The organism is Blastochloris tepida, assembly GCF_003966715.1.
Classification (GTDB): Bacteria; Pseudomonadota; Alphaproteobacteria; order Rhizobiales; family Xanthobacteraceae; genus Blastochloris; species Blastochloris tepida.
This window is the reverse complement of sequence record NZ_AP018907.1, coordinates 252,805-277,917: the sequence shown is the minus strand read 5'-3', so window position 1 is coordinate 277,917 and position 25,113 is coordinate 252,805. Positions and strand designations below refer to the sequence as shown.

General features: G+C 68.2%; 22 protein-coding genes. 10 read left to right on the top strand and 12 right to left on the bottom strand.

Annotated features, from left to right (window positions below; translation table 11 throughout):
* Positions 1-28 precede the first annotated feature (28 nt).
* Positions 29-184, top strand: a complete 156-nt coding sequence (locus BLTE_RS17950; RefSeq protein ID WP_160140479.1) for a hypothetical protein — start codon at positions 29-31, stop codon at positions 182-184.
* A 31-nt stretch (positions 185-215) separates the two neighbouring features.
* Positions 216-680, top strand: coding sequence for a hypothetical protein (locus BLTE_RS18270; RefSeq protein ID WP_174769504.1), 465 nt, complete (start codon positions 216-218; stop codon positions 678-680).
* Positions 681-748: 68 nt separating this feature from the next.
* Here BLTE_RS18270 and BLTE_RS01170 read toward each other — a convergent pair whose 3' ends face one another.
* The gene (locus BLTE_RS01170) at positions 749-1,723 is read right to left on the bottom strand and encodes a LysR family transcriptional regulator (protein WP_126396835.1); all 975 of its coding nucleotides are present in this window, start codon (positions 1,721-1,723) and stop codon (positions 749-751) included.
* A gap of 92 nt (positions 1,724-1,815) precedes the next feature.
* On the opposite strand from BLTE_RS01170, the gene BLTE_RS01165 reads away from it, so the two are divergent.
* From BLTE_RS01165 to rpe, 8 genes are all read left to right on the top strand, one after another.
* A complete protein-coding gene (locus BLTE_RS01165; RefSeq protein ID WP_126396833.1) occupies positions 1,816-3,285 on the top strand; it encodes a form I ribulose bisphosphate carboxylase large subunit in 1,470 nt (489 codons plus the stop codon).
* Between the two features lie 14 nt (positions 3,286-3,299).
* Complete coding sequence (locus tag BLTE_RS01160) at positions 3,300-3,689, top strand: ribulose bisphosphate carboxylase small subunit (protein ID WP_126396831.1); 390 nt, start codon at positions 3,300-3,302, stop codon at positions 3,687-3,689.
* A 206-nt stretch (positions 3,690-3,895) separates the two neighbouring features.
* Positions 3,896-4,852 (top strand): CbbX protein, encoded by a 957-nt coding sequence (cbbX, locus tag BLTE_RS01155; protein ID WP_126396829.1) that lies wholly within the window; start codon positions 3,896-3,898, stop codon positions 4,850-4,852.
* 42 nt (positions 4,853-4,894) lie between these two features.
* Positions 4,895-5,953, top strand: a complete 1,059-nt coding sequence (locus BLTE_RS01150; RefSeq protein WP_126396826.1) for a class 1 fructose-bisphosphatase — start codon at positions 4,895-4,897, stop codon at positions 5,951-5,953.
* 101 nt (positions 5,954-6,054) lie between these two features.
* Positions 6,055-6,930 carry a phosphoribulokinase gene (locus BLTE_RS01145; RefSeq protein ID WP_126396824.1) on the top strand — a complete coding sequence of 292 codons (876 nt, stop codon included), beginning with the start codon at positions 6,055-6,057 and terminating at the stop codon, positions 6,928-6,930.
* Between the two features lie 17 nt (positions 6,931-6,947).
* The gene (gene tkt / locus BLTE_RS01140; protein ID WP_126396821.1) at positions 6,948-8,966 is read left to right on the top strand and encodes a transketolase; all 2,019 of its coding nucleotides are present in this window, start codon (positions 6,948-6,950) and stop codon (positions 8,964-8,966) included.
* A gap of 45 nt (positions 8,967-9,011) precedes the next feature.
* Complete coding sequence (fba, locus tag BLTE_RS01135) at positions 9,012-10,094, top strand: class II fructose-bisphosphate aldolase (RefSeq protein WP_126396819.1); 1,083 nt, start codon at positions 9,012-9,014, stop codon at positions 10,092-10,094.
* A complete protein-coding gene (rpe, locus tag BLTE_RS01130) occupies positions 10,091-10,771 on the top strand; it encodes a ribulose-phosphate 3-epimerase (protein WP_126396817.1) in 681 nt (226 codons plus the stop codon). The genes fba and rpe overlap by 4 nt, the downstream gene beginning before the upstream one ends.
* 356 nt (positions 10,772-11,127) lie before the next feature.
* On the opposite strand, the gene puhE is transcribed toward rpe, so the two are convergent.
* The 11 genes from puhE to bchF all read right to left on the bottom strand — a co-directional run bounded on the left by puhE (position 11,128) and on the right by bchF (position 24,859).
* Complete coding sequence (puhE, locus tag BLTE_RS01125; RefSeq protein ID WP_126396815.1) at positions 11,128-12,303, bottom strand: putative photosynthetic complex assembly protein PuhE; 1,176 nt, start codon at positions 12,301-12,303, stop codon at positions 11,128-11,130.
* 214 nt (positions 12,304-12,517) lie between these two features.
* Positions 12,518-13,015 carry a photosynthetic complex assembly protein PuhC gene (gene puhC / locus BLTE_RS01120; protein ID WP_126396813.1) on the bottom strand — a complete coding sequence of 166 codons (498 nt, stop codon included), beginning with the start codon at positions 13,013-13,015 and terminating at the stop codon, positions 12,518-12,520.
* A gap of 18 nt (positions 13,016-13,033) precedes the next feature.
* Positions 13,034-13,786: a photosynthetic complex putative assembly protein PuhB gene (gene puhB / locus BLTE_RS01115; RefSeq protein WP_197723253.1), complete on the bottom strand. Its 753-nt coding sequence runs from the start codon at positions 13,784-13,786 to the stop codon at positions 13,034-13,036.
* The gene (gene puhA / locus BLTE_RS01110; protein WP_280177359.1) at positions 13,783-14,499 is read right to left on the bottom strand and encodes a photosynthetic reaction center subunit H; all 717 of its coding nucleotides are present in this window, start codon (positions 14,497-14,499) and stop codon (positions 13,783-13,785) included. Before puhA ends, puhB begins: the two co-directional genes overlap by 4 nt.
* Before the next feature lie 91 nt (positions 14,500-14,590).
* Positions 14,591-16,012, bottom strand: a complete 1,422-nt coding sequence (locus BLTE_RS01105) for a BCD family MFS transporter (RefSeq protein WP_126396809.1) — start codon at positions 16,010-16,012, stop codon at positions 14,591-14,593.
* Positions 16,009-16,722: a magnesium protoporphyrin IX methyltransferase gene (gene bchM, locus BLTE_RS01100; protein WP_126396807.1), complete on the bottom strand. Its 714-nt coding sequence runs from the start codon at positions 16,720-16,722 to the stop codon at positions 16,009-16,011. The genes BLTE_RS01105 and bchM overlap by 4 nt, the downstream gene beginning before the upstream one ends.
* Complete coding sequence (gene bchL / locus BLTE_RS01095) at positions 16,722-17,612, bottom strand: ferredoxin:protochlorophyllide reductase (ATP-dependent) iron-sulfur ATP-binding protein (protein WP_425290291.1); 891 nt, start codon at positions 17,610-17,612, stop codon at positions 16,722-16,724. Before bchL ends, bchM begins: the two co-directional genes overlap by 1 nt.
* A gap of 33 nt (positions 17,613-17,645) precedes the next feature.
* Positions 17,646-21,365, bottom strand: a complete 3,720-nt coding sequence (locus tag BLTE_RS01090; protein WP_126396803.1) for a magnesium chelatase subunit H — start codon at positions 21,363-21,365, stop codon at positions 17,646-17,648.
* Positions 21,340-23,001 carry a ferredoxin:protochlorophyllide reductase (ATP-dependent) subunit B gene (bchB, locus tag BLTE_RS01085; protein ID WP_126396801.1) on the bottom strand — a complete coding sequence of 554 codons (1,662 nt, stop codon included), beginning with the start codon at positions 22,999-23,001 and terminating at the stop codon, positions 21,340-21,342. The genes BLTE_RS01090 and bchB overlap by 26 nt, the downstream gene beginning before the upstream one ends.
* A gap of 3 nt (positions 23,002-23,004) precedes the next feature.
* Positions 23,005-24,300 (bottom strand): ferredoxin:protochlorophyllide reductase (ATP-dependent) subunit N, encoded by a 1,296-nt coding sequence (locus tag BLTE_RS01080; RefSeq protein WP_126396799.1) that lies wholly within the window; start codon positions 24,298-24,300, stop codon positions 23,005-23,007.
* 13 nt (positions 24,301-24,313) lie between these two features.
* The gene (bchF, locus tag BLTE_RS01075; protein WP_197723252.1) at positions 24,314-24,859 is read right to left on the bottom strand and encodes a 2-vinyl bacteriochlorophyllide hydratase; all 546 of its coding nucleotides are present in this window, start codon (positions 24,857-24,859) and stop codon (positions 24,314-24,316) included.
* Between the last annotated feature and the right edge of the window lie 254 nt (positions 24,860-25,113).

Here is a 25,113-nt window from a genome sequence, read left to right as displayed (position 1 = left end):
TTTCCGGCTGATCAAGCCGGAGAACCGTATGCTGTTCGCCGAAAAATCCCTTCCGGATCAAGGATTTTTCGGCGAGGCCGTTTCCGGTATCCCGAAGGGATCAACCGGAAACCGTATGAGCGGCGGCGGCAGCGGCCGAACCGTCACATCGGAGCTTGGTGCGCGCGGCCCGTTCCTGGGTTAAATGAGGGCACCGTACGCAAAGGAGAATGGCGATGGATGCGATCGGCCTTCAGGATTTGATCGTCGGTCTGGTGGGTGTGGGCGTCGGCGGCGGGCTGTTCTACCACGCCCAGGCCCACGTCCGGCGCGTGGTGGACCTGCGCCAGAAGGCCGAAGAGCTCGGCCACGTCGAGGAGGAGAAGCCGGCCTATATCTGGACCGCCGGCAAGACGGCGATGATGCTGCGCCCGACCGGTCTGGCCTTCGTGACCTTCCTCGGCTTCGTCGGCGCGATTGCCCTGATCGCCGGCGCGATCGGCATCTTCACCTTCATCGGCCTGCTGGCGGCGCTCACCGGCTATGGCATCTGGCTGGTCATGCACATCGACTACCGGGTGTCGGCGGTTCCCAACAAGCCGGCGGCGCCGGCCGTGACCGAGCAGGCCGTCGAGGCCACGCCGGCCGAGGCCGCCGAACCGGCGCCCGCCGCTGCGACGCCCGCGCCCGGCGCGGCCTGACCGGGGACCGGGCGGCCGGCGCGGCTTCTGGCTTCCCTCTCCCCTTGTGGGAGAGGGAAAGAGGACGGCTACAAGGTCGGTTTCGGCAAATCCACCTTGGGCAAATCCACCTTGGGCAGTTCCACCTGCGGCAAATCCACTTGCGGCAGGAAGCGGTGGCCCTCGGTGGCGAGATAGTCGCGCAGCGCCCGCGCCGCCGGCATCAGCCGCTTGGCCTGCGAGCGCACCACGAACCAGCGCCGCCACAGCGGCACGCCCTCCACCGGCAGCGACACCAGCCGCCCGTCCGCAAGCTCGGTCGCCACCGTGTGGCCGGAGATCACCGCGAGCCCGAGCCCGGCCATCACCGCCTGCTTGATGGTCTCGTTGGAGCCGATCTCCATGCCGATGCGCGGGCTGACGTGCGCCTCGCGGAAATACTGCTCCATCAGCGTGCGCGTGCCCGAGCCCGCCTCGCGGGTCAGCATCGGATAGGATACGAGGTCGGCGGGCTTGAGCCCCCCCCGCCCGACCAGCGGATGGTCGGGCGCCGCCACGATGAGGTGCGGGTGCTCGCCGATCGGCGCGCTCTCCACCGCCATGTGCTCGGGCGGCCGGCCCATGATGGTCACGTCGAGCGCGCCATCCTCGAACTTGGCGACGATCTCGCCGCGATTGCCGATGACCAGTTCGGTCTCGACGCCGGGATGGAGCTTGGCGAACGCCGCCAGCGCGAACGGCGCGAAATACTTGGCGGTCGACACCACGCCCAGCACCACCCGGCCGCCCTCCAGCGACTTCAGCGCCTTCACCGCCGAATCGCAGTCGGCGATCGCGATGTCGATGCGCCGGGCGCAGGCGGCAAGCTCCTCGCCGGCCGCGGTGAGGTGCAGGCCGCGGGCGTCGCGCTCGAACAGCGGCAGCCCGACCTCGGCCTCCAGGTTCTTCATCTGCATGGTCACTGCCGGGGCGGTGACGCCGCAGGCCTCGGCCGCCGCGGCGAAGCTGCCGGTGCGGGCGGCGGCGGCGAGCAGGCGGAGCTGTTTCAGGGTGGCGTGGCGCATGTTCAGCAGAACTTAACATGACAATCAGCGAATTCAAATTTACTAATGTTCGGACCTGCCCTTAGATGCGCGCCATCGCGAGGGAACACCACATGCCGCAAGACACCGCCACACCCGCCGCCATCAAGGACGCCAAGAGCCGCTACAAGGCCGGCGTGCTCAAATACGCCCAGATGGGCTATTGGGACGGCGACTACGTGCCCAAGGACACCGACCTGCTGGCCCTGTTCCGCGTCACGCCGCAGGATGGCGTCGACCCGATCGAAGCCGGCGCCGCCGTCGCCGGCGAAAGCTCCACCGCGACGTGGACCGTCGTGTGGACCGACCGGCTGACCGCCTGCGACACCTACCGGGCCAAGTGCTACAAGGTCGAGCCGGTGCCCAGCACCCCCGGCCAGTACTTCGTCTATGTCGCCTACGATCTCGTGCTGTTCGAGGAAGGCTCGATCGCCAACCTCACCGCCTCGATCATCGGCAACGTCTTCTCGTTCAAGCCGGTCAAGGCGGCGCGCCTCGAGGACATGCGCCTGCCGGTGGCGTACGTGAAGACCTTCAAGGGTCCGCCGACCGGCATCGTCGTCGAGCGCGAGCGTCTCGACAAGTTCGGCCGGCCGCTGCTCGGCGCCACCACCAAGCCGAAGCTCGGCCTGTCCGGCAAGAACTACGGCCGCGTGGTCTATGAGGCGCTGAAGGGCGGTCTCGACTTCGTCAAGGACGACGAGAACATCAATTCGCAGCCGTTCATGCACTGGCGCGACCGCTTCCTCTACTGCATGGAGGCGGTGAACAAGGCCCAGGCCGCCACCGGCGAGGTGAAGGGGCACTATCTCAACATCACCGCCGGCACCATGGAGGAGATGTACCGGCGCGCCGAGTTCGCCAAGGATCTCGGCTCGGTGATCGTGATGGTCGACCTCATCGTCGGCTGGACCGCCATCCAGTCGATCGCCGAATGGTGCCGCGCCAACGACATGATCCTGCACATGCACCGCGCCGGCCACGGCACCTATACGCGGCAGAAGAACCACGGCGTGTCGTTCCGCGTCATCGCCAAGTGGCTGCGTCTCGCCGGTGTCGATCATCTGCATGCCGGCACTGCGGTCGGCAAGCTGGAGGGCGACCCCAATATGGTGCAGGGCTATTATAAGGTCTGCCGCGACGCCAAGAGCGAGGTCGACCTTCAGCGCGGCCTGTTCTTCGAGCAGGACTGGGCGGACATCCGTCCGGTGATGCCGGTGGCTTCCGGCGGCATCCATGCCGGCCAGATGCACCAGCTCCTCAGCCTGTTCGGCGACGACGTGGTGATGCAGTTCGGCGGCGGCACCATCGGCCATCCGATGGGCATCCAGGCCGGCGCCACCGCCAACCGCGTCGCGCTCGAAACGATGGTGCTGGCCCGCAACGAGGGCCGCGACATCCTGGCCGAGGGCCCCGAGATTCTGGCCGACGCCGCCAAACGGTGCCAGCCGCTGCGTGCCGCCCTCGACACCTGGGGCGAGATCACCTTCGACTATACCTCGACCGACACGTCGGACTTCGTGCCGACCGTCAGCGCCGCCTGAACCGGGAGGAACCGATGCGCGTGACCCAGGGAGCCTTCTCGTTCCTGCCCGATCTGACGGACGAGCAGATCAAGAAGCAGATCGCCCATTGCCTCGACAAGGGCTGGGCGGTGTCGATCGAGTTCACCGACGACCCCCACCCCCGCAACACCTATTGGGAGATGTGGGGCAACCCGATGTTCGACCTCGTCGATCCGGTCGGGGTGATGCAGGAGCTGGCGGCGTGCCGCGCCGCCAACCCCGATCACTACATCCGCCTCAACGCCTTCGACTCCAGCCGCGGCTGGGAGGCGGTGCGGCTGTCCTTCATCGTCCAGCGGCCCAAGGTCGAGCCGACCTTCCGCCTTGAGCGGACCGAGATCGAGGGCCGCACCCAGCGCTACACGCTGGTGACGGTGCGCTGATCCGCCGGCCGCGGCCCCTCCCCCGCCCGCGGCCGGCGAGACCACCAACGGGACATTCCCGGGCACGAGCCCGGAAGGGTCCAGGAAAGCCTCTTGCGGTTCTCCAGGCTGATCGGCCGGAAACCCTACGACGGGCGCCCCCCGCGCCCGAATCCTGCGGATCCGGCCGAACGGGCCGGATTTCGCATCAAGAGCCGGAGAGTCCGATGAACGCGCCCGCCCCCACGCCGTCTGCAGAGGCTGCACCGTTGGCGGCTGCACCCTCGGACGCCGCAACACCGGAGGCCGCAACGCCGGAGACGGCGGCCGCGGTCGATCTCCAGGCGATGTACCGCGACACCGACATCGGCTCGCTCCTGGCCGATCTCGACCGCGAGCTGGTGGGGCTGAAGCCGGTCAAGGACCGCATCCGCGAGATCGCCGCCTTCCTCCTGGTGGCGCGCGCCCGCGAGAAGATGGGCCTCTCCTCCGCGCCGCCGACCCTGCACATGGCGTTCACCGGCAACCCCGGCACCGGCAAGACCACGGTTGCGCTGCGCATGGCGGGCATCCTGCATCGCCTGGGCTATGTGCGCAAAGGCCACCTCGTCACCGTGACGCGCGACGATCTGGTCGGCCAGTATATCGGCCACACCGCGCCCAAGACCAAGGAAGTGCTCAAGCGCGCCATGGGCGGCGTGCTGTTCATCGACGAGGCCTATTATCTCTACCGGCCGGAGAACGAGAAGGACTACGGCCAGGAGGCGATCGAGATCCTGCTGCAGGTGATGGAGAACCAGCGCGACGACCTCGTTGTCATCCTCGCCGGCTATGCCGACCGCATGGACACCTTCTTCTCGGCCAATCCGGGCTTCCGCTCGCGCATCGCCCACCACATCGAGTTTCCCGACTATACCGACGCGGAATTGCTGCGCATCGCCGAGACCATGGCTGGGGCCGAGGGCTACCACTTCGACGACGCCGCCAAGGCGGCTTTGGTCGACTACATCGCCAAGCGGCGCACCCAGCCCAACTTCGCCAATGCGCGCTCGATCCGCAACGCCTTCGACCGGGCGCGTCTGCGCCAGGCGGTACGCCTGTTCGACTCGCCCGGTCCCATCGGGCGCGACGATCTGATGACCATATCGGCAGCCGAGATTCTGGCGAGCCGCGTGATGAAATGACAAAAACAAAGCCTACAGGCTGGGGAGACCGGGGGACCGCCAATGACACACGCGCCACAAGCCAGACCGCTGCTTGAGGATTATCTGGACGTCTGGGCCGGCACCGATGCCTCGCGCAGGGCGGTGGCCGACACCGTCGTGGCGCTGGCCCGCGCGACGACCGAGATCGCCGCGCTGATCGCCTTCGGCCCGCTGGCCGGCGATCTCGGGGCGGCACGCGTCGACAAGGGCGGCGGCGACGCGCAGAAGGAGCTCGACGTCATCGCCGACCAGCTCATCCTGCGCCACCTCAATGATGCGCCGGTGGCGGCGATGGCCTCCGAGGAGGCCGACGAGCCGGTGGCGGTGAAGGCCGGCGGGCCGGTGATCGTCGCGGTCGATCCGCTCGACGGTTCCTCCAACATCGACACCAACACCGCGATCGGCACCATCTTCTCGGTCCTGCCCGCCCCGGCCGACATCGATCCGGCTTCGGCCGACGCCTTCCTGCAGCGCGGCCGCGACCAGCTCGCCGCCGGCTATGTCATCTACGGCCCCAACACCTCGCTGGTGCTGACGGTCGGCGCCGGCACCCAGCTGTTCGTGCTCCATCCCGAAACCCGGCGCTTCGCCCTGGTCACCGAGCGCGTGGCGGTGCCGCCCGATGCCCGCGAGTTCGCCATCAACATGTCGAACTACCGGCATTGGGACGAGCCCATCCGGCTCTATATCGACGACCTGCTGAAGGGCCAGGAGGGGCCGCGCGACGTCGACTACAACATGCGCTGGGTGGCCTCGATGGTGGCCGAGGCCCATCGCATCCTGATCCGCGGCGGCGTCTATCTCTATCCGTCGGATGCGCGCCGGGGCTACACAGCCGGCCGCCTGCGCCTGATCTATGAGGGCAACCCGATCGCGTTCCTGATGGAGCAGGCGGGCGGCGGCGCCTCCAACGGCGCCGAGCCGATTCTCGACCTCGTGCCGACCACGCTGCACCAGCGCGTGCCCCTGGTGTTCGGCTCCAGCGAGAAGGTCCGCCGGGTCGCCCGCTACGTGGCCGCCCCCGAATCGATCGCCGAGCGATCGCCGCTGTTCGCCAAGCGCGGCCTGTTCCGGCCCTGACCGGCCCTGATCGGCCCTGGCCCTGATCGGCCCCTGGCCCCGACCGGCGACGCGCCGGCCGCCACCGCATTCCGAACACCCGTTACGAGGGCGATGAAGCCATGTCCCGCAAGCACCCGATCATTGCCGTGACCGGTTCGTCCGGCGCCGGCACCACCTCCGTCAAGCGCACCTTCGAGCAGATCTTCCGCCGCGAGGGCGTCAGCGCCGCCTTCGTCGAGGGCGACTCCTTCCACCGCTACGACCGCTACGAGATGCGCGAGCGCATGGCCGAGGAGGGCAAGAAGGGCAACAAGAACTTCAGCCACTTCTCGCCCGAGACCAATCTGCTCAAGGAGCTGGAGGAGCTGTTCGCCGAATACGGCCGCTCTGGCAGCGGCCGCGTCCGCCGCTACGTCCACGACGCCGAGGAGCAGCAGCTCTACGGCGCCGAGCCCGGCCGCTTCACCCCGTGGGAGGACATCCAGGGCAACACCGACCTGCTGTTCTATGAGGGCCTGCACGGCGCCGTGGTGACCGAGGACATCAATGTCGCCCAGCACGTCGACCTCAAGATCGGCGTGGTGCCGGTGATCAATCTGGAATGGATCCAGAAGCTGCACCGCGACAAGGCCACCCGCGGCTACACGACCGAAAACGTCACCGAGACCATCCTGCGCCGCATGCCGGACTACGTGCACTATATCTGCCCGCAGTTCACCGAGACCGACATCAACTTCCAGCGCGCGCCGACGGTCGACACCTCCAACCCCTTCGTCGCCCGATGGATCCCCACCGCCGACGAATCGATCGTGGTGATCCGCTTCAAGAACCCGCGCGGCATCGACTTCCCCTATCTCCTGTCGATGATCGACGGGAGCTGGATGAGCCGGGCGAACTCGATCGTCATTCCGGGCGGCAGGCTCGATATCGCCATGCAGCTCATCCTGACGCCGATGATCCTGAAACTGATCGAACTGAAGCGCCGGTCGCTGTGAGGCAGGAGGCCAGACCCATGAACCAGATCCAGAAGATCACCGCCGCCGACAGCCTCTCCTGGCCGGTCACCGCGGCCCTGCGTGCGCTCGCCATCGACGCCGTCGAGGCCGCCAAGTCCGGCCACCCCGGCGCGCCGATGGGCATGGCCGAGATGGCCGCCGTGCTGTGGCGCCAGCATCTGCGCCACGACCCGGCCGACCCGAAATGGCCGGACCGCGACCGCTTCGTGCTGTCGAACGGTCACGCCTCGATGCTGATCTACGGCCTGCTCCACCTCACCGGCTACGACCTGCCGATGAGCGAGATCAAGCGCTTCCGCCAGCTCCACTCCAAGACCGCCGGCCATCCCGAGGTGGGGGTGACGGTGGGCGTCGAGACCACCACCGGCCCGCTCGGCCAGGGCTTCGCCAATGCCGTGGGCATGGCGATCGCCGAGAAGACGCTGGCCGCCCAGTTCAACCGCCCCGGCCACACCATCGTCGACCACCGCACCTTCGTCTTCCTCGGCGACGGCTGCCTGATGGAGGGCATCAGCCACGAGGCCGCCTCGCTCGCCGGGCGCCTCAAGCTCGGCAAGCTGGTCGCCCTCTATGACGACAACGGCATCTCGATCGACGGCAAGGTCGAGGAATGGTTCGCCGACGACACCCCGGCCCGCTTCGAATCCTATGGCTGGAACGTCATCCGCAATGTCGACGGCCACCATCCCGGCGCCATCGACGCGGCGATCACCGCGGCGCTCGCCAGCGGCAAGCCCAGCCTGATCTGCTGCAAGACGGTGATCGGCCGCGGCGCGCCGACCAAGCAGGGCACCGAGAACTCGCACGGCGCCCCGCTCGGCCCAGAGGAGGCGGCCCAGGCCAAGGCCGTGTTCGGCTGGAGCCACCCGCCGTTCGAGGTGCCGGCCGATGTCTATGCGATGTGGGACCAGCGCCCCCGCGGCGCGGGCCTCCACGCCGACTGGACCGCCCGCTTCGAGGCCTACCGCCAGGCCTTCCCGGATCTGGCCGCCGAGTTCGAGCGGCGGGTGGCCGGCGACCTGCCGAAGGGCTTCACCGAGGCCGCCGCGCGCGCCGTCACCGAGGCCAAGGCCGCCGGCAATGTCGCCAGCCGCAAGGCCGGTCAGGTGGTGCTCTCCGCCTTCGCTCCCGACTTCCCCGAGCTGCTCGGCGGCTCGGCCGACCTCACCCACTCCAATTTGACCAATTTCAAGGGCACGCTGCCCATCACCCGCGACGAGGCCGGCAACACCATCCTGTTCGGGGTGCGCGAGTTCGGCATGAGCGCGATCGCCAACGGCATCGCGCTCCATGGCGGCTTCATCCCGTTCGTCGCCACCTTCCTGGTGTTCTCGGACTATGCCCGGAACGCCATCCGCATGAGCGCGCTGATGGGCCAGCGCGTGGTCTATGTCTTCACCCATGATTCGATCGCGCTCGGCGAGGACGGCCCCACCCACCAGCCGGTCGAGCATGTCGAAAGCCTGCGGCTGATCCCCAATCTCGACGTCTGGCGCCCGGCCGACGCCGTCGAGACCGCCTATGCGTGGCGCGCGGCGCTGGCCCGCCGCGACGGGCCGACCGCCATCATCCTGTCGCGCCAGACTCTGCCCGCCCAGCCGCGCGACGCGGCAACCGAAACCGCCATCGCCAATGGCGGCTATGTGCTGTCGGAGCCGGCGACTGCGCCCGCGGCGGTGCTGGTGGCCACCGGCTCGGAGGTGGCGCTGGCGGTGGCGGCCCGCGATCTGCTGGCGGCCGGGAACATTCCGGTGCGTGTGGTGTCGATTCCCTGCCGCGAGGCGTTCGAGCGCCTCGCCCCGGCCGATCAGGCCAAGGTGATCGATCGGTCGCTGCCGCATGTGGCGGTGGAGGCGGGCGCCACCCGCGGCTGGCAGGCTGTGGTCGGCTTTGCCGGCGCGGTGGTGGGGATCGACCGCTTCGGCGAATCCGGCCCCGAGAAGGACCTGCTGGCCCATTTCGGCTTCACGCCGCAGCGCGTCGCCGATACCGTGAAAACCGTATTGTCCCGCTGACCTCCGCCTGGAGGCGGTCCAACACTCTTCAGGAGATCCGCGCCTATGGCTCTCGTTTCGCTGCGCCAGCTGCTCGACCACGCCGCCGAGCACGACTATGGCCTGCCGGCCTTCAACGTCAACAATCTGGAGCAGGTCCGCGCCATCATGGAGGGCGCCCGCGCCGTGCAGGCGCCGGTGATTCTCCAGGCCTCCGCCGGCGCCCGCAAATATGCCGGCGAGCACTTCCTGCGCCACCTCATCACCGCCGCCGTCGAGTCCTATCCCGAGATCCCGATCGTCATGCACCAGGACCACGGCGCCTCGCCGGCGGTGTGCGTCTCGGCCATCCGCAACGGCTTCACCTCGGTGATGATGGACGGCTCGCTGCGCGAGGACGGCAAGACCCCGGCCGACCACGCCTACAATGCCGAGGTCACCCGCAAGGTGGTCGAGATCTCCCACTCGATCGGCGTGTCGGTGGAGGGCGAGCTCGGCGTGCTCGGCTCGCTCGAGACCATGAAGGGCGACAAGGAGGACGGCCACGGCGCCGAGGGCACCATGACCCGTGAGCAGCTCCTCACCGACCCCGAGGAGGCCGCCCGCTTCGTCGCCGAGACCCAGGTCGACGCGCTGGCCATCGCCATCGGCACCTCGCACGGCGCCTACAAGTTCAGCCGCAAGCCGACCGGCGACATCCTCGCCATCGACCGCATCAAGGAGATCCACGCCCGCATCCCCAACACCCATCTGGTGATGCACGGCTCCTCCTCGGTGCCGCAGGAATTGCTGGCCGAGATCCGCGAGTTCGGCGGCGACATGAAGGAGACCTACGGCGTCCCAGTCGAGGAGATCGTCCAGGGCATCAGGCACGGCGTGCGCAAGGTCAATATCGACACCGACATCCGCCTGGCCATGACCGCCGCCATCCGCCGCGTGCTGGCCACCAAGAAGGGCGAGTTCGACCCGCGCAAATATCTCGAAGTGGCGCAGGACGCGGCCAAGAAGGTGGTCATCGCCCGGCTCGAAGCCTTCGGCTGCGCCGGACAGGCGCCCAAGATCAAGCCGATCGAGCTCGACGTGATGGCGCAGCGCTACAAGAAGGGCGAACTGACCCAGGTGGTGACGAGCGGAAAGGCCGCTGCATGAGCATCGTGATCGCGCCGTCGATCCTGTCGGCCGATTTCGCCCGTCTCGGCGAGGAGGTGAACGCCGTCCTCGCCGGCGGTGCCGACTGGATCCATTTCGACGTGATGGACGGCCACTACGTGCCGAACCTGACCATCGGCCCGCCGGTGCTGGCCTCGCTGCGCAAGGTGACGACGGCGCCGATCGACGTGCACCTGATGGTCGAGCCGGTCGACGCGCTGGTCGAGATGTTCGCCGCCGCCGGCGCCAATCTCATCAGCTTCCACCCGGAGGCGAGCCGCCACGTCGACCGCACCATCGAGCTGATCCGCTCCAAGGGCTGCCAGGCGGGCCTCGTTCTCAACCCGGCCACACCGCTCTCGGTGCTCGACTGGGTTCTGCCCAAGCTCGATCTGGTGCTGCTGATGACCGTCAATCCCGGCTTCGGCGGGCAGGCCTTCATCGAGGCCATGATCCCCAAGGTCGCCGCCACCCGCCGGCTGATCGACGAGTCCGGCCGCGACATCCGCCTGCAGATCGATGGCGGCGTCTCGGCGAAGAATATCGGCCGCATCGCCCGCGCGGGCGCCGACACCTTCGTCGCCGGCAGCGCGATCTTCGGCTCAAGCGATTACGCCGCCACCATCAAGGCGATGCGCGACGAGGTCGCCGCCGCCTTCCAGGTCGCCGCCGAATAGGTCGTTGCCGAACAGCGCGCGGGCGATCAGGGCCGCAGCCCAATAGGGCCGCGGCCGAAAGCGAGGCCGATTCGGCTCTCCAGCCTGATCCGGCCGAAGACGGACTGCACATACGAAAGAGCCCCGGCGACACCCTCGCCGGGGCTTTTTCCATGTGCTTTCCGCCAAGAGCTTTCCGCGTCGCCGCTCGGCCGCCGGACCACGCCGGACCGGCCGACGCCGGCCTCGGGCTCATACCAACGGCCCGAAAGCGGACCGTTGGCTCCGGTCGCAGATTTTCGCGAAATCATTGATTTCGGATGAGAAAATCCGCGAGAGTCAACGGCCCCACGCGTCAGCGTCTGGGGCCGTTGGGATCAATGCCCGCCGCCGGCCTCGCGCCGCAGCAGCTCGGCCGGGCGGGCCGCGCAGTCGGCGAACGCCGCCTGCAGCCGCGTGCCGTCCAGCGCATGGCCGACCGCCACGACCCGCGGCTGGTGCCGCGGCTGGCCGCCGGGCGGCAGTTCGACCGGCGACATGCCTTCGAGATCGAACCGGATCCAGCGCGCGCCGGCCCGGACGATGCCGTCGACGCTCTCGACCTTGCCGTAGCTGCCATTGCCGATGGCATCGAGCAGCACCTTCAGCCGCGCCGGGTCGCATTCGACATCCAGCGGGATGCTCCACGCCCGCAGATGCGGCACCGAGCCGTCGTCGGGGCGGTCGTGGTCGGCCTCCTTGACGATCGGACAGCCTTCGCACAACGCCGGCCACGGATCGGGCTCGGGGCGCAGATTGTCATGCGTGCGCAATCCCCACCGCCACAGCGCCGCCACCGGCAGCGGCACCACCAGGAACCAGTGCTCGATGACGGCCAGCGCCGACAGCGTCGACAGCAGCGCATATGCCGTGGCCGGGAACGGTGCCGAGGTCGCCGCCATGTGCAGCAGATAGGTGGTGAACAGGGTCGCCGCCGTGACCGTGAACGGAAACAGCATGTTCATCGGCCGGCGCACGAAATAGGTCTTCAGGTATTCGAGGTGACTCGGCAGGAATTCTTCGCTGAGATTGGGCACGCCAAGGAAGATGTTGAACTTGGTCGACAGCCGCATCAGCCACAGCACGAAGAACGTCACCGTGCCGACCTGGTTCGGTGCGCCCCAGGTGACCGCGACCACCACCGCCGCCGAGATCAGGATCGCCAGCTCATGGTGCAGGATGGTCTTGGTGGCGAGCGCGAACCGCGCCCAGCCGGTCACGCCCGGCGGGCACGGCACCCGCACCGGCCCGGTGGCGTAGCCCATCAGGAACGCCATCTCGTTCCACGCCCACACCATCAGCCCGCAACTGAAGCCAGCATAGGCGCCGAACGGCGTCTGCTCGTGCGAGGTCGCCCACACGCCATGCAGCGCGCCGACCAGCAGCACGGTGGCGCCCGCCATGCTCCATTTGAAGGTCCAGCGCGGCAACCCGTCGAGAAACAGAATGACGCCCGTGCTGAACCACCACAGAAAGAGGGCGTAAAGCACGGCAATGCCGTATTCGGCCACCATTGCCTCCCCTATTGGGAGGGGACTGGACGAACCCGTGCTGGCGGCGGGTACGGCCCATCCGGCGGGACGACGCCCGCCTCAGGTGCCGCATCGCCGGTCGCGGTCGCCCCGCCCGCTCCGCGTTGCGGGGCGGTCCGGCGATTGCGGCTCGTCTCGTTCATGAGGATCAGCGGGCCCCGGCACGGGCGCCCGCCGCCCATTCGAATTGGGCCGGTCATTGCGGCTGCTCGGCGGGCTTGGCCTGCTGCGACTTGAGCAGGCGTCCCATCGACGCAATGTTGGTCGGCCCGAACGCGTTGATCACCAGCTCCCGGTTGGTCGCCAGATCCGTCAAAGTGAGCCGGCCGTTCGCGAACAGCGACAGCCGGTACGGCGCACCGGAGGTCTCGTCGGCATTCATCCGCCGGTCGTGGCTGAGCGCCCGCACCATGCCACGGATGAAGCCGTCCGAATTGCCCCGCAGCACCACGATCACCTCGTTCGACTCGGCATCGATGATCGAGAGGCTGGAGTCCTGCCCGGTCACGAACCGCAGATCACGGCTCTCGACCAGCGGCAGCTGCGCCGACGGGACGGCCTCCTCCTTGCCGGACAGCGTATCGCGAATGCCGCCGAAATGCGGGCCGAACACCAGGACGATGCCGCCAAGCACCACCAGCCCAAGCCAGATCTTGGAGCCGAGCGAAAGTTTGTAGGGCTTCGAGCCAGACAAGATACCTACTCCTGCGGCTCAGCTCGTGGCCGCCGCGGCCGGCGCAGCCTGTCCAGCCGCAACCTGTCCGGCCGGCGCCTGTCCGGACTCGGTGGCGCTGGCCACCTCCGAACCCGCATCCGCCGCCTCGGCCGCGGCTTCCGCCGCTTCGGCCTGGGCTTCCTCCGCCGCGCGACGCGCCGTATCGGCCGCGATTGCGTTGGCGAGAATCTCGGACACCTTCCGCGCGTCCGGCACGCACCGCATCATCGGTTCCGGCCGCTCGAACCGCCACGGCCGGACGTGCGGCCACAGCACCATATAGCCGAGACGCTTTCCCTTGCCCTCGATCAGCGAGAGCGGGATGTCCCCGGTTCCGTCGGAATAGGTCTTGAGCGCGGCATGATTGATCGATGAGAACGGCAGATTGAACGTCATCTGCAGGACGACGCCGAACTGCAGCACCACGCGCTTGGTGGTGATGGTGTAGACGCTCGTGCTGCAAATCCACCGGGCGCCGAGCACGATGATGCCGACCACGCCCGCGCCGGCGGTGATCAGCCACGTGATGCCGGCGGTCATCTCCGGAAGCGTCTCCTGCGCGCTGATCCCGTTGGCGAACCGCCAAATCGCCAGCAGCAGGAAGTAGATCGCGACCTTACGCACATGGAGTGCAGTGATGGCGAAACGCCACCACTGCGGTTCTCCCTGCCACAGCATGTCTTCGCCTGCCGGGAGTGGTCCCGGCAGGCCTTTGACATAGGGCTCGAACTCGTCGTCGTGATGGCTCACAGCAACGGTTCCGCACGTTCCGGCGTCGCATAGAGCAGGCCGCCGGCATAGTAGGCCGACACCTTGTCCTCTTCGCGGAGCGTGATCTGGTCACGGCTCTGCAGACGCGGCACGTTGGCGAACTGGCTGGCGAGGATCGCCTGCACCTTGACGCCGTCCTTGGTGATGCTGGCGAAGCCGAGCGGCATCAGGGCGGTGCGGGCGCTGCCGGCCACCGAGATTTCGAGGTAGCGGAAGTAGTACTCCGAGCGGTCGACCCACAGGTCGGTGACGGTGCCGGCTTCGATGCCGTCGGCGCCGAACACGGGCAGGCCGCGCGGGTCGAGGTCACCCTCGGCGATGTAGAACTCAGGCGCAGCGCGCAGCGGGACGATCTTGGCCTTGCCTTCGAAGGTCGAGTCGACCACTTCCGAACGCTCCGCCCACGAGGCGGGGCCGACGCCGTCGACCATCGGGTTGCCGGTGGGCGCCAGCGGAGCGCCTTCGAAGCCGTCGGTCTGCGCCAGCTTCAGCTCGCGGGTCTCGTAGCGGCGGTTCGGGTTCGGAGCCTGGACGGTGCCGCCATGATAGAGGGTGAAGGTCTTGGGATAGGGCAGCTCGCCCGACTGGACATCCGGCGACGGCAGCTTGACGAGTCCGAGCGGCTCCACCAGCGGATAGCCTTCGCGCCGGTCTTCGCGGCGCAGGTAGAACAGAACGACCGTCCAGATCACGAGCCAGTGCCCGTACCACGCAAGTTGCGCGATATCTAGATGGTTTGCGAGAGCGCCGTAATACATAAGAACCTCCGTGGGCAGGTAACGTCTAGCCGGGGAATTCGGCAAGACCAAATGATGAATCCCGACGAGAACGGTGCTGGCCGTGGGGTCTTACCAGCGGGCCGATCGCGACGAGCGCGGCGAACAGCATGAGCACTTCGAGGAGATAGACGAACTCATATCCGGCGAGCGGGCTGTTCATCGCCGGGCCGAGCAGCCCGAGGGAAGCGAACTCGGAGATTACGTCACGCAGCGTGCCGCCGAGTGCGATCGCCCCACCGGCGGCGGTGGCCTGGACCGCGCCCCAGGCCCCGAGCGCGAGCCCATTGTGCTCGGCGTCGAGACCCATGGCATAGGTCAGGGTACCCACTGCGAACAGGCCACTGGCGAAACCGATCAGCGCGACGCCGATACGGAACAGCAGTGGCAGCCCCAGCGGGCCGGCGAGAATGACGGCGCAGAACGCCGCCAGTCCTATCAGCCCGCCAATGGAGGCGAGCCGACACGGATCGGTACCGCGGCTGAGCAGGCGGGCGGAGAGCCCGAAGGCGACGAGCGACCCTGCCGCCATCAACGCCGTCAGCGCGGTGGTGGCCGAAACCGACAGGCCGAGAATCTCGCCGCCATACGGTTCCAGCACGATATCCTGCATATTGAACGCCGCCGTGCCCAGGCCGAGCGCGACCAGGAAGCGGGCAGCGTGATTCTGCTTGATGAACTTGCCCCACACCTGGCCGAACGGCGGCTCGACGATGTTGGCACGATCGCGGCTGCGAGCCTCCTGGCGCCACAGCGCGACGAAGTTCAGCACCAGCGTGACCAGCGCCAGACCCTGGATCACCTGGATCAGCCGGAAGATGCTGAACTCCTGCAGCAGAAGGCCGTAGCCGAACGCGCCGGCCACCATGCCGACCAGCAGCATGACGTACATCAGCGCCACCACGCGCGGCCGGGTCTCCTCCGACGCCACGTCGGTGGCCAGCGCCAGCCCCGCGGTCTGCACGGTCTGCATGCCGGCACCGACCGCCAGGAAGGCCAGCGCGCCGCCGACATGGCCGACCCAGATCGGTCCCACCGCGTCGCCGGACATGATCATCAGCGCCCACGGCATGAAGGCGAAGCCGCCGAACTGCAGCAGCGTGCCGAACCAGATGTAGGGCACGCGCTTCCAGCCCAGCGCCGAGCGGTGGTGGTCCGACTTGAAGCCGATGAAGGCGCGGAACGGCGCCACCAGCAGCGGAATCGCGATCATCGAGGCGACGAGCCAAGCGCCCATGCCGAGCTCGACGATCATCACCCGGTTGAGCGTGCCGACCAGCATCGCGGTCGCCATGCCGACGGTGACCTGGAACAGCGACAGGCGGAACAGACGGCCGAGCGGCAGGTCCTTCGACGCCGCGTCCGCGAACGGCATGAAGTCCGTCGCGAACTTGTTCCAAAACTGGACGGAGGGTGTCTCGTTACTCATGACCGGACAAACTCCAGAGCTTCGGAAATGTAGAAGCCACGGGCCACCCGATGCAAGCGGCCCGGCCGCCAGCCGGCCAGCGCCGGCTCGGCGGCGACCAGCGCCGTCAGGTGCTTCGCCGCCACCGGCACGATGGCCGGGGCGCGGTCGCTGCGCGGGAAGACGCGCCCCACCGCGTGCATCAGCGTCAGCAGCGGCGTTCGCGGAGCGATGGTGAAGAGAATCGAGCGCGCGGTGCGCGGCGCGATGCCGGCCAGCACCCGCACGATGTCGGACGGCTCGTAATGGATCAGCGAATCCATCGCCACCACGTGATCGAACGCCCCCAGGCCGGGATCGAGCATGTCGCCGACCCGGAAATCGATGCGTCCGGGGCCGGCCCCTGCCGCAAGATCCTCCGGCAGGCGCTCGGCCGCAAGCCCCACCAGCGTCGGCGACAGGTCGATCGCCACCACTTCGGCGCCGCGCCGCGCCGCCTCAACCGACAGCGCGCCGGTGCCGCAGCCGGCATCCAGGAGCCGCCGCCCGGCGAGGTCCGCCGGCAGCCACGACAACAGCGTGCGGCGCATCTCGTCGCGTCCGGCCCGGACCGTCGCGCGGATGCCGCTCACCGGCGCATCGGACGTCAGCTTGGACCACGCCTCGACCGCCGTGCGGTCGAAGTAGGTCTCAAGCTCCCCCCGGCGCTCCTGGTAGGACGCAGTCGTCATCAATCGAACCCCAAAAGGTCGAAAATTTCACGGTCCTTGAGCGGCTTCACCACCAGCGGATCGACCCCGGCATAGAGAGTCTCGGCGAGCTGAAGATACTCCTTCTGCACGGCGAGCACATCCGGCGTCGGCTCCATCTCGAACAATGTTGCCTTCTTTAGTCGGCTCAGGCGGATCACGTCGAGAGCCGGAATGTGGGCGCGGGTCTTGAGTCCCACAGCTTCGTTGAATTTGTCGATCTGGTCGGTCTGGGCGCTGCGGTTGGCGATCACGCCGCCCAGCCGCACCGGATAATTCTTCGATTTCGCCTGAATCGCCGCGACGATTCGGTTCATGGCGAAGATCGAATCGAAGTCGTTGGCGGCGACGATCAGCGCCCGCTCGGAGTGCTGGAGCGGGGCCGCGAAGCCGCCGCACACCACGTCGCCGAGCACGTCGAAGATCACCACATCGGTATCTTCGAGTAGGTGATGCTCCTTAAGGAGCTTCACCGTCTGGCCGACAACGTATCCGCCGCAGCCGGTGCCGGCCGGCGGGCCGCCCGCCTCCACGCACATCACGCCGTTATAGCCCTCGAACACATAGTCTTCGGGCCGCAGTTCCTCGGAGTGGTAGTCCACGCCCTCGAGGATATCGATCACCGTCGGCACCAGCCGCTTGGTGAGCGTGAAGGTCGAATCGTGCTTGGGGTCGCAGCCGATCTGCAGCACCCGCTTGCCGAGCTTGGAGAACGCCACCGACAGGTTGGAGGAGGTGGTCGACTTGCCGATGCCGCCCTTGCCGTAGATCGAGAAGATCTTCGCGGTGCCGAGGTTGAGCCGCTGGTCCATATGGACCTGCACGCTGCCCTCGCCGTCCGGCCGCTGGGAACCGCTGTCGAGTAGGGTAATGGGCTTCACCAGAGTCTCCCTGCGCTGCCGCGATCACGCCGCGACATCGACGCCGACGCCTTCGAGTCGATCTTCCAGCTCTTCCCCGGCCCGCCGCAACGCCTCCAACGTCTCGGGATCCGGGTTCCAGTAATTGCGTGCGTGCGCTTCCAGCAGGCGGTTGGCAACCTTGGCGGACGCCGTCGGGTTCAGCGCTGCCATGCGTTGGCGCATTTCGTCGTCCAGCATATAGGTCTGCGTGAGCTGTTGATAGACCCAGGGCGCCACCTGTCCCGTGGTCGCCGACCAGCCCATCGTGTTGGTGACGTGCTCCTCGATCTGACGCACGCCTTCATAGCCGTGCTTCAGCATACCCTCGTACCATTTGGGGTTCAACATGCGGGTCCGCGTCTCCAGCGCGACCTGCTCGCCGAGCGTGCGCACCACGCCGTCGCCGCGGGTCTGGTCGCCGATATAGACCGGCAGGTCGCTGCCGCCCTTGGAGCGCTTCACCGCGCGGCTGATGCCGCCCAGCGTGTCGAAATAGTGGTCGATGGTGGTGACGCCGAGCTCGACCGATTCCAGATTCTGGTAGGCGAGCTGGACGTTGGACAGCACGCTGGTCAGCAGCTCGGGCTGGCGCACCGCGCCGCCGGTGCGGCCATAGGCGTAGCACTTGCGGCGGGTATAGGTTTCGGCCAACTCGTCCTCGTCCTCCCAGCGGCTGTTGCCGATGAGCTGGTTGACGTTCGAGCCATAGGCGCCGTCGGCGTTGGAGAACACGCGCAGCGCCGCGGTGTCGATGTCGCAATTGTTGGCCTTCTGGTAGGCCAGCACGTGCTTGCGCACGAAGTTCAGCTCCTCCGGCTCCTCGGCGGTGGCGGCGAGATAGGAGGCCTCGGCCAGGAGCTTGATCTGCAGCGGCAGCAGATCGCGGAAGATGCCCGACAGCGTCATCACCACGTCGACGCGCGGCCGGCCGAGTTCGGCCAGCGGGATGAGCTGGGCGCCGCACAGCCGGCCGTAATTGTCATAGCGCGGCTTGGCGCCGATCAGCGCCAAGGCCTGGGCGATCGGCCCGCCCTCGGACTTCAGATTGTCGGTGCCCCACAGCACCAGCGCGATCGATTCGGGGAACGGATTGCCGTCCTCGACATAGCGGGCGAGCAGCCGCGCCGCCTGCTGGGCGCCGTCCTTGATGGCGAACGCGCTCGGAATGCGGAACGGATCGAAACCGTGCAGGTTGCGGCCGGTCGGCAGGATCGCCGGCGTGCGCAGAAGGTCGCCGCCCGGCGCCGGCGGGATGAAGCGGCCGTCGAGCGCCCGCAGCACCGCCTCGATCTCGTGGTCCTTGGCCAGCAGCCGGTCGGTCTCCGCCAGTTCGCGGAACACCGCCAGCGTCGTCTCGTCGTGGGCGAGGCCGCTCATCGCCAGCGCCTGATCGGCCGGCGCGCCCTCGACCAGCGCCTCGATCGCCTCCCTCGAGGGCTTCAGCCCGTGGGTGGCCTCGGCCACCGACAGCAGCAGGTCGACGCGCTCGGCCGGCGAGGCCGCCTCGCCGATCACGTGCAGGCCGTGCGGGATCAGCGTGTATTCGAGTTCGAGCACCGCGGTGTTCAGCGCCAGGATGCGCTGATCGACCTCCGCCTCCTCCCAGGCCGGCTCGGCCTGGGCGAGGTCGACGGTCGCCGCCTGCGCCTGGATCAGCACGGCGAGCTCGCGCCGCTCGGCCGCCGCCTCCGGCGGCAGCTGGCGCCAGCGCTCGATCGAGCCCTTGAGTTCCAGGAGGCCGCGATAGAGCCCGGCATGGGCGATCGGCGGGGTGAGGTAGCTGATCAGCGTGGCATTGCCGCGCCGCTTGGCCAGCGTGCCTTCGGACGGATTGTTGGAGGCGTAGAGATAGAGGTTCGGCAGGTCGCCGATCAGCCGGTCCGGCCAGCACGCGGCCGACAGGCCCGCCTGCTTGCCCGGCATGAACTCCAGCGCGCCATGGGTGCCGAAATGCAGCACGGCGTCGGCGCCGAAGTCCTCGCGGATCCAGCGGTAGAAGGCGGTGAAGGCGTGGGTCGGCACGAAGCCCTTCTCGAACAGAAGGCGCATCGGGTCGCCCTCATAGCCGAAGGCGGGCTGGACGCCGACGAACACGTTGCCGAACTGCTCGCCGAGCAGGAAGATCGACGAGCCGTCGCTCTGCTGCTTGCCGGGCGCCGGCCCCCACATCTTCTCAAGCTCGGCGAGATGGGGCTCGCGCTTGACGTGGTCGGCCGCCGGAATGCGGAGGTGGACATTGGCGTGGGCGCCGTAGCGCGAGGCGTTGCCGTTGACGATGCGCTCGCGCAGCGCATCCACGCTCTCGGGCACCTCGACCTGATAGCCGGCCGCCTTCATCGCGGTGAGCGTGTTGAACAGCGAGGCGAACACCGACAGGTACGCCGCCGTGCCGGTGTTGCCGGCATTGGGCGGGAAGTTGAACAGCACGATGGCGATCTTGCGCTCGGCCCGCGCGCGCTTGCGCAGGCTGATCATGCGATCGACGCGCGCCGCCAGCATCGCCGCGCGCTCCTCGTGGGGCTGCATGTCGCGCGCCTGCTCGTCCGACGCAGCGACCGAGCGGCCGCCGAACACCATCGAGCCGGTGGCGCCGTCGAGCTCGGGAATCGCGACCATCATGGTCGCCTCGACCGGCAGCAGGCCGCGCTCATTGGCCTCCCACTGCTCGATGGTCTGGAACTCCACCGGCGTGACCGACAGATAGGGCACGTCGAGCTTGGCGAGCACTTCCTGGGCGGCCTTGGAATCATTGTAGGCCGGGCCGCCGACCAGCGAGAAGCCGGTGAGCGACACCACGGCATCGACCGTCGGCCGGCCGTGGTCGAGGAAGAACTGCTCGACCGCCGGCCGCGCATCGAGGCCACAGGCGAAGCACGGCACCACCGACAGGCCGCGCGCCTCGATCGCCTTGATCACCCCGTCATAATGGCCGGCATTGCCGGCCAGCACGTAGGAGCGCATGACCAGCAGGCCGACCTTGCCGCGGGCACCCGGCACCGTCGGCAGCTTGTCGGCACGCTCGCCGATCTTGTCCTTCATCCGCGGGTGGTAGACGCCGACCTCGGGATATTCGAGCGGGGCGGCCGCCTTCAGCGCGCCGCGCAGGCCCTTGCGCGGGCCGTCGGCGTAACGGTCCACCAAGAGGCGGACCATGTTGGCGACGTTCTCCTCCGAGCCCGCCATCCAGTACTGCATGGTCAGGAAGTAGGCGCGCACGTCCTGGGCGGTGCCGGGGATGAAGCGCAGGATCTTGGGGATCCGCCGCAGCATCTTCATCTGCTGGGCGCCGGCCGAGCCGCCGGGCTTCGAGGAATCCTTGCCGCGCAGCCGCTTGAGGAAGCCCAGCGCGCCGCCGCCCTCGCCCATCTTGAACCGGCCGAGCCGGGTGAGCTTGCTGACGTCGGCCGCCGACATGCACACCACCATCGCGTCGCAGTCGTCGCGCCGCTTCTCCAGCCAGGGCAGGACCGGCTGGATGTGGTCCTCCATGAACAGCATGGTGGCGATGATGATGTCGGCCTTCTCGATGTCGGCGCGGCAGCGCTCCAGCGCCTCGGCATCCGCCTGATATTCCGTGGCGGCGTGCAGGGTGAGCGTCAGCCCGGGCAACTCGCGGCGAAGCGTGGCGGAGGCGCGTTCCGCCGCGCTCGACAGATGGTTGTCGAGCGTGACGATAACGACGCGGATGCCCGTCGTGTCAGCGGCCGAAGTGCGCTTTTGCATCGTAGAGCGTGTCCACGGTGATGAGCGAAACGCCCCGCTCGGCGGCGTAGCGTTCGGTGTTGCGACGGGCCTTGCCGCGGACGAAGAACGGAATCTTGTGCAATTCCTTCTCCGCCTCGGGGGCCCAGATTAACGCCGCAGGCGCCGGCGACGCCGGCGGTGCGACGGAACCTGACGGTGATGCGGCAGGCTGGGCAGATGGCACGGTGTCTGAAACGGCGCCCGGCGCCGCGCGGTCCGGAGCGGCCGGCGGCACCTCGGCGGCCAGCGGCGGCGCCACCGCCGCGCCGAGATGCGAGGGCGCCTCGTGGAATTCGGAATCCTTGCGGAACATCGTCAGCAGATGCTCCTCCAGACCCATCATCAGCGGATGGACCCAGGTGTCGAAGATGACGTTCGTGCCTTCGAACCCCATCTGCGGCGAATAGCGCGCCGGGAAGTCCTGCACGTGGACCGGCGCCGAGATCACCGCGCACGGAACGCCGAGCCTTTTCGCGATATGCCGCTCCATCTGCGTGCCGAGCACCAGCTCGGGATGGGCCTCGGCCACCTTGGCCTCGACCTCCAGATAGTCGTCGGTGATCAGCGGCTCGACGCCGTAGCGCTTGGCGGCCTCGCGCACCTCGCGGGCGAACTCGCGGGCATAGGTGCCAAGCCCCACCACCTGAAACCCGAACTCCTCGGTGGCGATGCGGGCGGCGGCCACCGCGTGGGTGGCGTCGGCGAAGATGAACACGCGCTTGCCGGTGAGATAGGTCGAGTCGACCGAGCGCGAATACCACGGCAGGCGCGAGCGCACGCCGTCGAGCAGCGGCGCCGGGTCCACCCCCGCAAGCTGCGCCACCTCCTTGATGAAGTCGCGCGTCGCGCCGTAGCCGATCGGTACCACCGTGGTGAAGGGCTGGCCGAAGGTGCGCTTGAGCCACCCGGCCGCCTGCCCGGCGGTCTCGGGATACAGCACGACGTTGAAATCGGCCTCGCCGAGCCTGGCGATGTCGGCCGGGCTCGCGCCGAGCGGCGCGGTCACAGCCACCTCGATGCCGAGCTCGCCGAGAAGCTTGGTGATCTCCGCCACGTCGTCGCGGTGGCGGAAGCCCAGCGCCGTCGGCCCCAGCAGGTTGCAGCGCGGCTTGACGCCTTCAGACTCGGTCCCCGCCGCCCGCGCCGGGCGCGCCTCACCGGGTTTCGGCGCATGCGGCGAGCACAGCACCCGCACGAGCTGGTAGAAGGTCTCGGCCGCGCCCCAATTTTCCTTGCGCTGATAGGAGGGCAGGTCGAGCGGCACCACCGGGATCGGCAGGTTCAGGGCCTTGGCGAGGCCGCCGGGATCGTCCTGCAGCAGTTCGGCGGTGCAGGACGAGCCGACGAGCAGCGCCTGCGGCTGGAAGCGCTCATAGACGTCGCGCGCCGCCGACTGGAACAATTCGGCGGTATCGGTGCCGAGGTCGCGGGCTTGGAAGGTGGTGTAGCTGACCGGCGGGCGCTTGGCCCGGCGCTCGATCATCGTGAACAGCAGGTCCGCATAGCTGTCGCCCTGCGGGGCATGGATCACGTAGTGCAGCCCCTCCATCGCGGTGGCGACGCGCATCGCTCCCACTTGGGGCGGCCCCTCGTAGGTCCAGACCGTAAGCTGCATGGCCTAGACCTCCAGCCGCGCGCGACGCAACAACGGACGGGCGAACACCTCGGCAAGATCGCCGGCCTGCTCGTAGCCATGGATGGGCGAGAACACCAGTTCGATCGACCACTTAGTGGTCAGCCCCTCGGCCTCCAGCGGGTTGGCGAGGCCGAGCCCGCACACCACCAGATCGGGCCGCGCGGCGCGGCAGCGGTCGAGCTGGGACTCGACATGCTGGCCTTCGCTCAGCACCACGTCGGCCGGCAGCAGCGCCAGCTCGGCGGCGAGATTCTGGCGGTGCAGATAGGGCGTACCGACCTCGGTCAGCGTCATCCCGAGTTCACGCGCGAGCATGCGCGCCAGCGGGATTTCGAGCTGCGAGTCGGGGAAGAAGAAGATGCGCTTGCCTTCGAGCTCGCCGCGGTAGCGCGCCAATGCGCGCTTCGCCCGCTCCTGGCCGAGCGCGGTCACCGTGCGGAACCGCTCGGCCGGAACGCCGAACGCGTCGGCCGCCGCGGCCAGCCATGCCGTGGTGCCCTCGGCCCCGAACGGGAACGGCGCGACGAGCCGTTTGGCCCCGCGCTGCTCCAGCGCCCGCACCGTGTCGGACACGAAGGGCTGGGCCATCAGCACCCGCGTGTTGGGACCGACCGGCGGCAGGTCGTCGGCATGGCGGGCGGGCAGATAGCGCACCGGCCCGATGCCGAGATCGGAAAACAGCCGGCCGAACTGATCCTCGACCACGTCGGCGAGCGCGCCGACCACCAGCAACGACGGCGGCGCGTCGGCGGCTTCCGCCGGCATGTGCGGCACCAGCGCCGCGAGGCAGGCATCCTCGCCCTGTGTGAAGGTGGTCTCCAGCCCGCTGCCGGAATAGCTGAGCACCCGCACGCCGCGCCCGGTATAGGCGTGGTCGAGCCGCTCGGCGGCGCGGTTGAGGTCGAGCTTGATCACCTCGGACGGACACGAGCCGACCAGGAACAGGAGCCGGATGTCGGAGCGCCGCTCCAAGAGCCGGGCGACAATGCGGTCGAGCTCGGCATTGGCGTCGGCGGTGCCGGCGAGGTCGCGCTCCTCGATGATGGCGGTGCCGAAGCGCGGCTCGGCGAAGATCATCACCCCGGCCGCCGACTGCATCAGGTGGGCGCAGGTGCGCGAGCCGACGATGAGGAAGAAGGCGTCCTGGATCTTGCGGTGCAGCCAGACGATGCCGGCCAGCCCGCAGAACACTTCGCGCTGGCCGCGCTCGCGCAGCACCGCAAGCTCGCCGCAGCCCGAGGGGACCGTCGAACGAGGCACCGCTGCAAGCCCACTCATGTCGCAAGCCCGGTCATTTCGTCAGCCCCACCATGCCAGGGTTGGCCTGACGGTTCGCCGGAGCGGAGCCGTCCTGCTCGCCAGCGCTCTTGGCGGCCGCGCTGTCGAGCCGCGCCGCCCGCAGCTTCAGCAGGAACTGGGTGGCGTTGATGACGTAGGTCACATAGGCCGCCAGCGCGAGGAACATCTGGTTGCGCGGCTCGGCGCCGGCGAACAGGGCGACGAGATAGGCCGTGTGCAGCGCCAGCACCAGGATGGAGAACACATCCTCCCAGAAGAACGGGCGCGCGAACAAATATTTGCCGAACACGACCTTTTCCCAGATCGAGCCGGTCACCATGATGGTATAGAGGACGAGCGTCTTGACGACGACCGATACGGTTGCGGCCGTGTAACCGTCCCCCGTCAGGAGGTAACGGACGACCAACCACAGACTCACCAGGAACACTGCGAACTGCAGCGGGGCGAGCACGCCCTGTACGAGGGTCCACCGCGTTTCATCGCGGCGCCGACGCTCTTCGGGGGTATAGAGAGGCATTCTTTGGCCCGGCTGACGCATCACTTCTCCTCGCTCGCGCCGGTCCACCGTGCCGAGCCTTCTTGCTCAGGCAGCGGACTCTAAAACCGGCACAAGCGCGTGTCAAAGAATTTGGACGTCAACGGGACTTTACGGCCGACGGATGACGGAGTCGAATACGGGGAGGCCCTGATCGCATGTTGCCCGGAAATGTACTTAAGTGGCCCGAAAAGAGGGCCGAGGGCCGGGAGGCGCCTGCCGCTTCTACCCCTACGGTTTCAAAATTCCCTCCACAC